9 protein-coding genes are annotated in these 13,357 nt (G+C 59.9%); 1 reads left to right on the top strand and 8 read right to left on the bottom strand.

The genetic code is table 11. The annotated features are described in order from the left end of the window. Positions 1–42: 42 nt before the first annotated feature. A complete protein-coding gene (locus H8K20_RS12695) occupies positions 43–1,425 on the bottom strand; it encodes an alanine/glycine:cation symporter family protein (protein WP_186488679.1) in 1,383 nt (460 codons plus the stop codon). A gap of 187 nt (positions 1,426–1,612) precedes the next feature. Beyond that, positions 1,613–2,050 (bottom strand): RrF2 family transcriptional regulator, encoded by a 438-nt coding sequence (locus H8K20_RS12690; protein ID WP_105204514.1) that lies wholly within the window; start codon positions 2,048–2,050, stop codon positions 1,613–1,615. Positions 2,051–2,412: 362 nt separating this feature from the next. Here H8K20_RS12690 and H8K20_RS12685 point away from each other — a divergent pair, with 362 nt between their 5' ends. After that, entirely contained in the window at positions 2,413–3,696 is a 1,284-nt protein-coding gene (locus H8K20_RS12685; protein ID WP_186488678.1) for an aminotransferase class I/II-fold pyridoxal phosphate-dependent enzyme, read from the top strand. A 180-nt stretch (positions 3,697–3,876) separates the two neighbouring features. On the opposite strand, the gene H8K20_RS12680 is transcribed toward H8K20_RS12685, so the two are convergent. The 6 genes from H8K20_RS12680 to H8K20_RS12655 all read right to left on the bottom strand — a co-directional run bounded on the left by H8K20_RS12680 (position 3,877) and on the right by H8K20_RS12655 (position 13,221). Further along, positions 3,877–5,961 (bottom strand): PTS sugar transporter subunit IIC/EAL domain-containing protein, encoded by a 2,085-nt coding sequence (locus H8K20_RS12680; protein ID WP_186488677.1) that lies wholly within the window; start codon positions 5,959–5,961, stop codon positions 3,877–3,879. Positions 5,962–6,909: 948 nt separating this feature from the next. Further along, positions 6,910–8,226 carry an ABC transporter permease gene (locus H8K20_RS12675; RefSeq protein WP_186488676.1) on the bottom strand — a complete coding sequence of 439 codons (1,317 nt, stop codon included), beginning with the start codon at positions 8,224–8,226 and terminating at the stop codon, positions 6,910–6,912. Beyond that, a complete protein-coding gene (locus tag H8K20_RS12670) occupies positions 8,213–8,926 on the bottom strand; it encodes an ABC transporter ATP-binding protein (RefSeq protein WP_341480861.1) in 714 nt (237 codons plus the stop codon). Before H8K20_RS12670 ends, H8K20_RS12675 begins: the two co-directional genes overlap by 14 nt. Positions 8,927–8,937: 11 nt before the next feature. Beyond that, positions 8,938–10,548 (bottom strand): HlyD family efflux transporter periplasmic adaptor subunit, encoded by a 1,611-nt coding sequence (locus tag H8K20_RS12665; RefSeq protein ID WP_186488675.1) that lies wholly within the window; start codon positions 10,546–10,548, stop codon positions 8,938–8,940. Between the two features lie 383 nt (positions 10,549–10,931). After that, entirely contained in the window at positions 10,932–12,533 is a 1,602-nt protein-coding gene (locus H8K20_RS12660; protein ID WP_186488674.1) for a HAMP domain-containing sensor histidine kinase, read from the bottom strand. Beyond that, positions 12,511–13,221 (bottom strand): response regulator, encoded by a 711-nt coding sequence (locus H8K20_RS12655; protein ID WP_186488673.1) that lies wholly within the window; start codon positions 13,219–13,221, stop codon positions 12,511–12,513. Before H8K20_RS12655 ends, H8K20_RS12660 begins: the two co-directional genes overlap by 23 nt. Positions 13,222–13,357: the final 136 nt, after the last annotated feature.

The raw sequence follows: 13,357 nt of genomic DNA, 5'->3' as shown, positions 1-13,357 counted from the left end.
ACCACCCAGCCCACAGCCATAAAGCCATAGAGATACGCGCGGTCAGTGCTGCGTGGCACCGGCTCTGGCAGCCAGCGGGTTTTGCCGGTAGTCGCGGTACAGCTTGGCCACCATACCGCTCATAGCCAGCAGGCCGATACAGTTGGGGATGACCATCAGTCCGTTAAACATGTCAGCCATCGACCAAACCAGCTGCACCTTTAGCAGCGAGCCCAAAAATACGAACACCAGTACCAGCGCCGCATACACCTTCACACCTCTTTGTCCAAACAGGTAGCGGATGTTCTGCTCGCCAAAAAAGTACCAGCCGACGATGGTAGAAAAAGCAAAAAACAGCAGGCATACGGCGATAAAGATCTCACCGGCGCCCCCCAGCACCGACGAAAATGCCGCCTGGGTCAGGTTGATGCCGTCCAGGCCGCCACCGGCCAGCCCGGAGGAGATGATCACCAGCGCTGTCAGGGTCAGCACCACAAAGGTGTCGATGAAGACCCCCATCATGGCCATCAGGCCCTGGTCACAGGGGTGCTCCACCTTAGCCAACGCGTGGGCGTGCGGAGTAGAACCCATGCCCGCCTCGTTAGAGAACAGACCCCGCGCCACCCCGTAGCGGATGGCTTTCTGCACCGCCACTCCTACGGCGCCGCCGGCGATGGCCCCCGGTGCAAAGGCCCCTACAAAGATCTGGCCAAAGGCGCCGGGCAGCGCCCGCGCGTTGATGGCCAGCACCACTACGCAGCCGGCAATGTACACCAGCGCCATAAAAGGTACGATCTTTTCAGTCAGCGAGGCGATGCGCCGCACCCCGCCGATGAACACAAAGCCGCAGACCAGCGCCAGCAGCGCGCCCACCACCCATTTGTTGGCGCCGAACGCAGTGGCAAAGGCGCTCGAGATCGAGTTTGACTGCACCATATTGCCCATAAAACCCAGAGCCAAGATCAAAAATATCGAAAAGCAGGCGGCCAGTACCTTGCCAAAACGACCGGTAAATTTGGCCCGGATGTAGTACACCGGCCCGCCGGTCACGGTGCCGTCCTCTGAGACATGGCGGTACTTCTGGGCCAAGGTGGCCTCGGCAAAAATGGTGGCCATCCCCAAAAATGCCGAGATCCACATCCAGAAAATGGCCCCCGGTCCGCCCATCACAATGGCCGTAGCAGCTCCGGCCAGGTTTCCGGTGCCGATCTGGGCGGCCACCGCTGTGGCCAGCGACTGAAACGAGCTCATACCGCCCTTACCAGCCGCCCCACCGCGCAGTTTGATCTTTGAAAATACTGCTTTAAAGCTGGCGGCAAACTTGGTCACCTGCACCAACCGCAGCCGCACCGTAAAGTAGATGCCGGTACCGCACAAAAGCACCAGCAAAAAGAAGTCCCACATAAAGTCGTTGACGAACTTGACGATCGCCTCTACCCATTCCATTTTCGTACACCCCTCTATCTTTTCTGCCCGGTGCGTACCGGACGCGACAGCTTTTATTATAGCAACCGGGCGCACGATTGTCTATGATATACACACACTTGTGTGCATATATTGGACAAAGACACAAAAAAAGAGAGCCGCGGCTCTCTTTTTTAACGTTTTTGCGCGCCATCGATCCAACTTACGGTTAGGGTGCACAGGCAGCGCATTTTTCCTGCTGGATCTGCACCAGGTCCTGTAGGGTGATCCCGTCCACTACGCCGTTTACCGCATCGTATATGCGCTGGTATACCTCTACCGTGGCGCACTGACCAAAGCGGCCGCACTGGTTTTCCCCAGTCTCCAGACAGGTCACCGGCGCCAGTTCGCCCTCCATCTGCCGCAAGATCTCGCCCACGGTATACGCCTCCGGCGACCGGGTCAGGCTGTAGCCGCCCTGTGGGCCACGGGCACTGCGCACAAAGCCGGCCCGGCTCAGCTGGGTAATGATCTGTTCCAAATATTTTTCCGATATCTGCTGCCGCTGGGCCACCGCCCGTATCGACACCCGACCCCCCTCAGCCGTGTGTATGGCCAAATCGAGCATCAGCCGCAGAGCGTACCGCCCTTTGGTCGAGATCTTCATGGTAAGTCCCCCATCCAGATGGTCCGCCGTGTGCTGGGCAGGCCCATATCATACAAAAATTCTATGGAATAAGTATACCGCAGGGGTGGGGGGAAGTCAAATCGCGTCCCGTCAAAAAGGGCTTGACTTTGATAGGGGAGACAGGTATGATATAAATCATATTAAAATAATAGGAATTATAGGAATAAGATCCGGAGGTGTCGCCGTGTACCACAAAATATGGTTGCTGCCCCGCTTTTTTGCGGCGGGGCGCATGTGTGGGCGCTGATCGCGCTTTATACGCTGGCTCCGGCAGCGACTTATTCGCCCCATACATTGCCGGTCATCCCCGTCCGGCCAACTGCAGAAATGAGGAATACACCGTGAACGACACCTATCACTTCGAGACGATACAGCTACATGCCGGTCAGGAACATCCCGACCCGGCCACCGGCGCCCGCGCCGTACCCATCTATCAGAGCGCCTCCTTCGTGTTCGAAAATTGCCGGCAGGCGGCCGCCCGCTTTGACCTGTCCGAGCCGGGCAACATCTACGGCCGTCTTACCGGCCCCACCCAAGAGGTCTTTGAGCGCCGTATGGCTGCACTCGAGCAGGGAGCAGGGGCGCTGGCGCTGTCCTCCGGCGCGGCAGCGGTCACCTACGCACTGCAGGGCCTGGCGGCCTGCGGCGACCATATCGTGGCCGCCAACACCCTCTACGGCGGCAGTTACAACCTGTTGGCCCACACACTGCCGGCCTACGGCATCACCACCACTTTCATCGACCCCCACCTGCCCGAAAATTTCGAGCGGGCCATTACCCCCCGCACCAAAGCGGTATTTCTCGAGAGCTTGGGCAACCCCAACTGCAGCCTCATCGATATCCGCGCAGTGGCGGCCATCGCCCATCGCCACGGTATCCCGTTGGTGGTCGACAACACCTTTGCCACCCCGTACCTGTTTCGCCCCATCGAGCACGGGGCCGATATCGTCGTCCACTCGGCCACCAAATTTATCGGCGGCCACGGCACTGCCATCGGCGGAGTCATCGTCGACAGCGGCAAGTTCGACTGGAGCGCATCCGGTCGCTTTCCCGCGCTCACCCAGCCCGATCCCAGCTATCATGGGGTCTGCTTTGCCAAAGCCGCCGGCCCGGCTGCCTATATCGCCCGGTTGCGGGCGGTGCTGCTGCGCGATACCGGCGCCACGCTCTCTCCCTTCCATGCCTTTTTATTTCTGCAGGGGCTCGAGACGCTCTCGCTGCGGGTAGAGCGGCATGTGCAAAATGCCATCCGGGTGGCGCAATTCTTGCAGCGCCGCCCCGAGATCGCCCGGGTAAATTATCCCTCTCTGCCCAGCAGCCCCTATTTCCCGCTGGCCCAGCGCGACTTTCCCCGCGGCACCGGCTCCATCTTCACCGTCGAGCTGGCCGGCGGTGAAACAGCCGCCAAGCGCTTCATCGACCATCTGCAGCTGTTTTCACTGCTGGCCAACGTGGCCGATGTCAAGTCGCTCATCATCCATCCCGCCTCTACCACCCACGCCCAGATGACCGGGGAGGAGCTGCTTGGGTGCGGCATAACGCCCGGCACAGTGCGACTGTCGGTGGGCACCGAGCACATCGACGATCTGCTGGCCGATATCAGCCAGTCCCTGGCTGAGCTGTAGCCGCCACGGCGTCAGCTCCAGCTCTAGCACCAGCACCAGCACTAGCACACAGCGCCACCATACAGCAAACAGTATCCCGGCCGCGGACCGGTCGATCGCCCAATAAAAAGAGGACCGGCTGCTTTAATAAGCAACCGGTCCTCTTCTTTCTTCTATATACTGGATACCGGTAAACGCCCACTACTGCCGGGGCGAAACGGCAACCCGCCCCGCCTGTTCACGGCAGTAATCCACAAAGTCGCTGTAGGGCAGCGCCGGGCTGTACAGGTACCCCTGATAGTACTGGCAGCCCAGTTCCAAAAGCACCTGGCGGGTCTCCTCGGTCTCTACCATCTCGGCAGTCACGCCAAAATCCAGCGCCCGCCCCAGCTCCACGATCGATCCCACGATATCCCGGCAGCGGGGATTGTGCAGTACCTGCTGCACCAAACTGCCGTCGAGTTTTACATAGGCGAACAGGTTTTCCCGCAGATACTCCAGCGAGGTCTGTCCCATGCCAAAATCGTCAATGGCCATGCGAATGCCGTTTTGCCGCAACAGTTCAATGTTGGGGGCGATCTGGGCAAAGTCCCCCAGCGCGCTCTCCTCGGTCACCTCCAACACCAGCTGGTGGTTCACCCCGTAGCTGGCCGCCCCCGAGATGATCTGCTCGGTAAAGCTGGTGTCGTCCAGCTGGGCAGCGGTAATGTTTACCGAGATCGTAAACGCCGGCCCCATCTGCGCCCGCAGCTCGCCAATATCCCGGCATACCCGGTGTAAGATCAACCGCGTCAGCGCGTCAAAACAGCCCACCTGCTGGGCCAGCGCAATAGCCAGTGGCGGGTAGATGAGCTGCCCGGCATACTGCCAGCGCAGCAGCGCCTCGGCTCCTACCACCCGCTCTTTTGCATCGAGCTGGGGCTGGTAAAATACCGGTACCTGCCCGTTTTGCACGTCCAGCTGCAGCTGGGCGGCCATAGCTTTGGCCGCCGCCCCGGTCTCGTCGGCGCGCTCCAAATAGTCCGGCCGCAGGTGGCGCTGTTCGTCGCGGCGAAAGCGCTCGGTCAGGTCTTTGGCCATAAAGCCCGCCCGGTGGCGCTGCAGCTGCACCGCCAGGTGCACAAACGGCAGGTACAGCAGCGTGCCCACCACCAAAATAGCCAGCTGTAGTACAGCGCCGGTCCACGAGCCGGTCGCCAGGTATCCGCTAAAAAAAACCGGTGTGGTCCAGCCCACCTCGCTCACTGCCATCGGCACCAGTCCCAGCGCCACCGCCCCGTAGGCCATCAGTGTCGATACCAGCGGCGTCAAAACGAACGGCAGTGCCAATATGGGGTTGAGCACCACCGGCAGACCAAACACCAGGATCTCGTTGATGTTAAACAGCGACAGCCCCAGCGAGGAGCGCACCAGGTCCCGGTGCCGTTGCTGGCGCGATCCCAGCAGCAGCGCCAACACCAGGCACAGTGCCGAGCCGCTGCCGCCGATGCTGGCAAAGGTGTCTAAAAACGATTTGGTGATGATCGCCCCATTGCCCTGCACCAGCAGCGTTTTGGCCACCTGGTCCAGCGCATTGCCGCCGTGCACGCCCAGCACCCACAGGCCATTTTGCACCGCCGTAAACGACAGCCCCGCCCCCAGGTTGGTGTGGGTGCCGCCAAACAGTGATACCAGCGCCTGTGAGATCAGCTGGTTCAAGTTGCCCACGCCGCCCAGCCAGTACAGCAGCAAATGCCCACAGCCAAACACCAGCACGCACACAAAGGTGGGCAGTATGGCCCGCACGCTGGTAAAGTACGCCGCAGTAGACCGCCCCGCCGGCATCGGCTTGCCCCGCCGCACACCGGTCAAAAACAAAAACAGCCGGGTGGCCAGCACCGCGCATAACATAGCGGTGAAAACGCCAATGGTGCCAAAGCAGTCGATGTCCAGCGTATCGCCAAAGGTGGCCACAAAACAGGCCAGCGCCGTCACCATGGCCGGCACCTGGATGCCGCTGGGCGACGGCGCCACCTCGGCGCAGTAGTAATAGCTGATGGCCAGCACCAGATACACCGATAAAAAACCGATGGTGGCGTCAAAGATGAGGTCCAGCAGCTGCGATAACACCCCACCGGCAAAGCTGTGCAGCCAACTCTGCAGGGCGGGGATGGGAAAGCTGTTAATGAGCAGCGCCACCGATCCAGCCAGTACCGCCGGAGTAATGAGCAAAAATCCCTTTTTGATGGACGAGAACACCGGGTTGCGCTCCATCTTATATATGAGAAGCAGCAACTTTTCGTACATGCCCAGCCCTCCCATCCTCAATAAAATAGATACCTATCCTACAGTATACCAGATGTGACCAGTAAAAGTCGAACCATGTTTTTACCAAATATCGGAAAGTCGCTGCTTTTTATTGTCCAAACAGTGTTTTTTTGGCCCTCATTTTCAAATAATATGCCGGTGGGCGGCAGGCTGTGATACGGCAACATGGGTCAGATCACAGCCGTCTCGGCCTTTATCACCGCCGGCAGTGACGGCCGCTCCCGCAGGTGTTTCTCCTTTGGCGGTTTCTCTATGTGCCCGCAGACTCCTATCCAGGCAGTTGGGCTTTAGACCGCAGCGCTCCCGGTACGAATACCTGCGCGGTCCGACCAGAGAGCAAACTGCCGCCCAAAACGCCGGCCGCATCGGTCACTCTTTTTTACCTGCTGTCCGTGGCTTGTCCAGCGCTCTGCCGCAGTTGGTATAGCCGCCTTTTTACCTGTAACCGCCTGCTTTTCCCGGCCCCCTACACATTTTTCTAAAACTTCGGTACTGCGCCGTTTTAAAGGCGATAGTGGTATCTTTTCCACCGCCGTCAAGGTATTTCTGCGGCAGCTATCGTCAGGTGCGCCGTCTCTCACCGTGCAAATATCCCCATATCCCCGGTGCTCCTCCATGCTTACCCAGGCGCCGCACTGTCACCAGTTGCCTAAAGGCGGTCGCGGTAAAAAATCACCGCCATCACTAAAAAAGGGGCTTATCAGTGGCCGACGGGCAGCTGCCTGCCCATCGCTGCCCGTTATGATCACCGGCAAATGTCTATTTGGCGGCATAAAACGACCGCTTGTCCGGCGGCATTCACCGCTGCCGTCCGGCCGTTATCCTGCCCGCGCACCGCCCCTGTCGGTATAAAAAAGAGCACTGCCTTTTGGCAGTGCCCTTTTTTATGTCGTGCAGAGTGCTGATCATCCCTACAAGCGGGCAGTTCTACTCGTAGCGCAACGCGTCGATGGGGTCCATGCGGGCGGCCTTTTTAGCTGGATAGTAGCCAAAAAAGATGCCGATCGCCATCGAAAATACCACCGCCACCGCCATAGCTGCCAGCGACGGTCGGGCCGGGTAGCCCATCATGGTGGCCCCGGCACTGCCCAGGCCAATGCCCACCGCCGCGCCGATCATTCCCCCGATCAGGCAGATGATCACTGCCTCTACGATAAACTGCCACAAAATGGTCCGGCCGCGGGCACCCAGCGCCATGCGCACGCCGATCTCGCGGGTGCGCTCGGTCACCGATACCATCATGATATTCATCACTCCAATACCCCCTACCAAAAGTGAGATGGCGGCAATAGCACTAATGCCCAGTTTTACATTTTGGGTCATCTTGTCCATCGAATTCATCATGCTCTCCATGCTGCTAGCTTTGGCGGTAAAGTATGGGTTGCGGGTATAGTAGCTCATAAAAAAAGTCTGGGTGCGCTGTAAAAACAGCCGACTGTCAGCCTGGTTTTGCGATTGCAGCGTTAAGCTGCGGTAGCCCGCCGGCCGCTGTAACAGCTTTTTGCCGGTGTGGATGGGCAGGTATACTTCGGTATTTGTGGTGCCGTCGTGGGGCTGTGGTGCGGCCCCATCCGGCGGCTGGTAGCGGTACACCCCCACAATGTACAGGTGCAGGGTGCGCCCCTCCACCTCGGCGCTAAAGCTCTCTCCCAGCGCCTCGTCGGCAGTCAGCCGCCCGCCGAAGTACTGCTGTATAAACAGGTCGCTCACCGCCGCCACCGCCCGGCCGTCCTCGCCGTCACCATCGGTTATAAAGCGCCCTGCCTGCAGCGCTAGCCCGGCCACCTTGGCTTGGTCGGCGTTGCACCCCACCAGCGTGGCGCCGGCCTTGTGGCGCCCGTTTTGCACGCTCACACTGCCCAGTTCATCGCGCGCGGCCGCCGCGGCCAGTTGGCCGGCAAACACCCGGCGGTATTCGGCCAGCATCTGGGGGGTGATCAGGTCGCTCTCGGCGGGCTCTCGATATTCAAATGTCTCGCCGTCACCGCCATCGCCGCCCAAAACTTCGGCGTCAGCGCTGTCAAAATAGCCGGGTTCGTCTTTCTGGCGCACCTCCACCGTCACATTGCGGGCACCAAAGCTGGCCATCTCAGCGCGGATTGATGCCGCCATCGAATCGCCGATGGTGACGATGGTGATCACCGCCCCAATACCGATGATGATGCCCAGCATCGTCAGCAGGGCCCGCATCTTGCCCGCGCGCAGGCTGGCCAGTGCCAGCTGTATGTTCTCACTCAAAGGCATAGCCGTGCCCCCCTCTCTTGTCCGATACGATCTGCCCATCCTTTACCGTCACCACCCGCGGGCACTCGCTGGCCAGCGTGCGGCTGTGGGTGATAAGTAGGATCGTCTTGTGCTGCTCCCGGTGCAGCGCGTGAAAAATATCCATCACGCTGCGGCTGGTCTTGCTGTCCAGCGCACCGGTGGGCTCATCGCACAGCAAAATGGCCGGGTCGTTGGCCAAGCTGCGGGCGATCGCCACCCGCTGTTTTTGCCCGCCCGATAGCGCATTGGGCTCGTGGTCGCGCCGGTCGTCCATGCCCACCATCTGCAGCAGCGCGCGGGCACGGGCGGCGCGCTGCTTTTTGTCTATTCCCGCATATACCATGGGCAGCTCCACATTTTTTTGGGCAGTCGTGCGGCCGATGAGGTTAAAGTTTTGAAACACGAACCCGATCTTCTGGTTGCGCACCGCACTCATTTCGTCGCGGCTGGTGGCCTGTACATCGGTACCCTCCAACAGGTAATTGCCACTGGTGGGGGTATCCAGCACGCCAATAATGTTCATCAGCGTCGTCTTGCCCGAACCCGACTCGCCCACCACCGCTACAAATTCACCCGGCCACACCTGCAAATCGATGCCGTGTAAGATCTCCAGCTCGTTTTCCCGCCCCCGGTTATAGGTCTTCACCACGTCCCGCAGCTGGATCAGCGGTCCGCTCATACCGGGCGCCATCACAGCATCTCCTCTTTTTCCAGGTCTCCGGCCGCCTGCCCGGCCAGCTCCTCCCAGCTGGCATTGGCCAGCACCTGGGCCCCTTCGGTGATGTCCGGCCCCGATACCTCGGCGTCAAAGTCGTTTTGTGCCCCCACCGTTACCGGTACCTCTTTATACTTGCCGTCCGGCTGCAGCAGCAGTACGCAGTCGCCGCCGTCTTTGCCGGTCTTCAGCGCGTCCAGTGGCACGGTAAATACATCTTTTTTCTGTGATACGACGATCTCTGCCTTGGCTTTGCTGCCAATAAATAGCCCCTTGGGGTCATGCACAGTAATATCGGCTGAAAAGCCGCTGTCACCACCGCTGCCGCCGTTTGTTCCCTCACCGCTGTTGCCACCGGCTGTGCCCGCCGTCGGCGATATGCGCGAGAGCGTGCCCTTTACCGGCTGTTTGGCCGCGTCGCTGGTTATGTTTACCGGCATACCTACTGTTACCTTGGCGATGTCGTACTCCGGTATCTTTACCGATACGATCAGCTGGTCGGTCGACTGTATGGTGGCCACGTCGCCTTTGCACACGCTGCCCACGTTCACCGCCAAGGCAGTCACCTTGCCGTCGGTCTCGGCCCGCAGAGTGGTCTCCTCCAACTTCTTTTGCAGCTCCTCCAGCTCTTTGCCGGCCGCTGATGACTCGAGCTGGCTGGTGGCGGTGCCTGCTGCTGCCTCCAGCTCGGCGATACCGGCGTCCTGCTCGCCCAAGGTACGGGTGCGCGTGGCCAATGCCTGGTCATAGGCCTCCTGCGCCTGCTGGCGGCTGGCCGCCGCCTGGTCATAAGGGGCCTTGGCGGCCTGTAGCGCCTGTGCATAGCGCTTGTAGTCGTATAGAGTTTTGGCGTCCTCCAGCGCCTGGGCGCACTGCTGCTCCTGCTGCAGCATCTGCTGGTAGTGTTGGTGCGGCGCAGTGCCGGTCCCGCCGCCAGACTGCACCCAGGCGCCGTAAGCGCGCTGTCGCTCGGCGGCGGCCTGGTCGTATGCTATCTGGGCCGGCGCCACGGCAGCGGTCATCGTGTCATAGGCATTTTGGGCCGCCGTGTAGATAGGCGCCGTGCGCTGTACTTCGGTCTCGGCGCCGGCCAGCACCTGGCGGGCGTTCTCCACCAGCTGATCCTGGGCCGCCTGCTCGGTGCCTCTTGCCGTCCTCGCCGCCGCCAGCTGCCGGTAGGCCTTATCTTGGCTCTCCTGCAGCGTCTTTACCTCTCCGCCGGCGGCTTTTTGCTTGTCCGCCAGCTCTCGGCGCAGTTCGCCGTCGTCTAAAACACAGATGATGTCCCCCTTTTTTACCATGTCGCCCACCTTTACGTTGACGCTCTTCACCTTATAGGGCAAAGTCGTCGTCACCGAAGATACCTGGGCGCTCTCCACAGTGCCGCTCACCAGCACCGACTGGTTCAGTTCTCCCTTACTCAATACTACGTTGCGGGCGTATTCGGTACCCGCCGACTCGCCGCCGCCCCGGTGCAGTGCCGCCCAGATCCCCAAAGTTCCACCAACGGCCGCCACACCCGCTAAGCTCAAAGCCACCGTTTTTTTGTGCTGCCGCACAAAGGCCAAAAATGCTCCTTTTTCCATCTGTCTGCTCCTTTTCACGCACAGTTTTTACCTGTCTCTACCATACCGCCCCAACCTTTAGCCACCCTTTACAAAACATTAAGGTTTGTAAAGAAAAAGGTAGCCGCCTCTAGTTTAGAGCCGCCGCCCGCGATGGTTGTCTCTATACGGGCAGCGCCTTATGCCCGTCTTTCCAGTTTTCACAAGCAGCCCGCCATCGGGCTGCTGTCTGCAGTATCCTCCTTACTTTATGATTTTAGATCGCTGCCCAAATCGCTGCCCGCGCGGTATACCGCCAATATGTGGTGTGGCCTGCAGCCCCTGCGATCGGCATGGTAAGACAAAAAAGAGCGGAGACAGGAAAACTTTCCTGTCTCCGCTCTTTTTGTGTGGTCCCGCCGGGTCTACAAGTGTTTAGCCAGCGGTAAAGTCATTACAAATTGGGTCGAAAAGCCCGCCTGCGGCGGATAGATCAGAGCGATATCCCCACCATGAGCAACCGCGATCTTTTTGGCGATCGACAGCCCCAGCCCCGATCCCTGACGGCTGTTGCGCGACTCGTCGCCCACCACAAAAGGCGCAAAGATGTCGGCGGCGATCTCCGGCGGAATACCCACTCCGTTGTCGGCGATCATCAGCTCAGCGCCCGTGCCTGCCTGCCGCAGCAAAAAGGTAATGGCCGTGCCGGCGGGGTTGTGGCGCAGCGCGTTGCCCACGATGTTGTCAAACACCCGCCCAATGGCCGCAGCGTCCAGCATGCAGTACAGCGGCGTCTCGGGCAGCTCTACCTCCAGCGCAAAGCCCGCCAGCTCTATCTCGGTGTACTTGCCCGCCAGGTACTCCCGCACCAGCTCACACAGGTCCTGCCGCCGCAGCTGGGGCGCAAAGTCTGGGTGGTCCAGTTTCGAGTACTCGTAAAAAGTGGCGATCAGCCCGGCCAGCGCGTCTGATTTCTGGTAGATGGTCCGCAGGTACTGGTCTCTCTTCTCGGCGGGGATGAGCCCGTCGCTTATGGCCTTGGCATACCCCTGTATCACCGTAATAGGGGTCTTCAGGTCGTGAGAGATGTCGGCCAGCATCTTCTGTTTTTCCCCCTCCAGCTGTGCCCGCTGTCGCTCGCTCTCCTGCAGCCGCGCCTGCAGGCTGTTAAAGTCCTGGCAGATCTGTTCAAACTCCCGCGGCCCCCGGTACTGCAGCGGCTCCCCGGTGTGCCCGGCCGCCAGCTGGTCCATGGCCCGGCCCAACATCCCCAGGGGCTTGTTCACCTTGCGGTCCAGCCAAAATACCAGTACCAGGATCACCAGCACATACACCACCAAAAAACTGCTGATATCCCGCCACCATATAGCCGTCAAATATTCGTACTCGGCCTCGTCGAAGTAGGCTGCATACATGAGCAGGTCGTAGTGCCGCCCGTCGCTGCCGGTAAAGGGGTACCGCCACAGCGTGTGTTCGCCGGGGCCCGTCTGGGTAAACAGCGCAAACGAGGTCTCGTCCAGCCACACTGCACCGCCGGGCAGCTGGCCGTAGACCAGGTTGTGCCAGTCGTCAAAAAGCGCTACCTCCTGGGCCGCATAGTTTGCCTCATAAAGCGAGTTGCGGGTCACCATAATGTAGCTCTGTCCATCCACCGTCTCCTGCTCGGTCACGGCGATGTAGGTGTTTTTCTGGTAGGCGGGCACGCAGGCGATCTGCTGGGGGGTAAAGGGGTTGTCCGGGGCGCCAGTGGTCTTGTAAACGGTCCGTCCTGCGCTGTCTACCACCTGTATATATCCCTTGCGCCCCAGCAGCCGCCGGGTGGGAAAGCGGGTGTACCTGCCGGCCTGTAGGGCCGGCAGGTACTTTTGCATATCGGTCCCGTCAAGGCCCTGCATCCGCTGGTTAAAGTCCATGTTGGCCAAGGTGAAGATCAGCCCCGCCGCCACCGCGATCGCCAAAGTAAAGCCCAGATAATTGCGCAGCAGCAGCGAAAAAAAGCTGCCTCTAATCTTTTTGTGGTCTCTCAATTTTGTACCCCAACCCCCTTACGGTCTTGATGTAGCGGGGCTCCTTGGGGTCGTCCTCCAGCTTGTCCCGCAACTTTGAGATGTGCACCATCATGGTGTTCTCATCCCCCTCAAAGTAGCTGCCGCACACCGCCTCGTACAGCTGCACTTTGGTAAAAATGCGGCCCGGCGCCCCCATCAGGTGGGCCAGTATCTTGTATTCGGTAGGCGTCAGGGCAATTTCCCGCCCATCTTTTTTTACCGTCAGCGCGTGGGTGTCTAAAACCAGCTGCCCCACCTGTACTTGCCGCCGGTCAGCCTCCCCGCGGCGGCGCTGGTTCAGTTGGTAAGAGCGGCGCAGGTTGGCCTTTACCCGGGCAATAATCTCCAGCGGGTTAAACGGCTTGGTCAGGTAGTCGTCGGCGCCCAGCTCCAGCCCCAGTATCTTGTCGCTGTCGGCATTCTTGGCCGACAATATGATAATGGGCAGGTCATAGCGCTGCCGTATGGCCCGGGTCAGTTGAAAACCGTTCAGTCCGGGCATCATAATATCCAGCACCGCCAAGTCGATGTGCTGGCGCTCCACGATTTTTAGCGCCTCGTCGCCGCCGCCGGCAGTCAGTACCCGGTAGCCCTCACTCTCCAGATACAGTTTTATCAGCTCTACGATGTCGGCGTCGTCCTCCGCCACCAGTATGGTCCGCTGCACAAAAATCCCCCCTCTGCTGCCGGTCGCCCGGCACAAGCGATCTCTCTAATACCCATTATACAGATATTTTACCGGCCATACCTTTATTTTTCCTTAAAAAGAACCTGAAGATTTCTAAAGGATCGGCCCATTTTAT

It is taken from the genome of Neobittarella massiliensis (ex Bilen et al. 2018) (assembly GCF_014269355.1).
In the GTDB taxonomy this organism is placed as follows: Bacteria; Bacillota; Clostridia; order Oscillospirales; family Ruminococcaceae; genus Neobittarella; species Neobittarella massiliensis.
Note: the sequence above shows the minus strand (reverse complement) of the source record. Positions and strands in the feature narration are given on the sequence as shown.

Excerpts from the sequence above, each read along its gene's own strand:
- H8K20_RS12695 (WP_186488679.1), bottom strand. The coding sequence starts at position 1,425 with ATGGAATGGGTAGAGGCGATCGTCAAGTTCGTCAACGACTTTATGTGG.
- H8K20_RS12690 (WP_105204514.1), bottom strand. The coding sequence starts at position 2,050 with ATGAAGATCTCGACCAAAGGGCGGTACGCTCTGCGGCTGATGCTCGAT.
- H8K20_RS12680 (WP_186488677.1), bottom strand. The coding sequence starts at position 5,961 with ATGTACGAAAAGTTGCTGCTTCTCATATATAAGATGGAGCGCAACCCG.
- H8K20_RS12675 (WP_186488676.1), bottom strand. The coding sequence starts at position 8,226 with ATGCCTTTGAGTGAGAACATACAGCTGGCACTGGCCAGCCTGCGCGCG.
- H8K20_RS12665 (WP_186488675.1), bottom strand. The coding sequence starts at position 10,548 with ATGGAAAAAGGAGCATTTTTGGCCTTTGTGCGGCAGCACAAAAAAACG.
- H8K20_RS12670 (WP_341480861.1), bottom strand. The coding sequence starts at position 8,926 with ATGAGCGGACCGCTGATCCAGCTGCGGGACGTGGTGAAGACCTATAAC.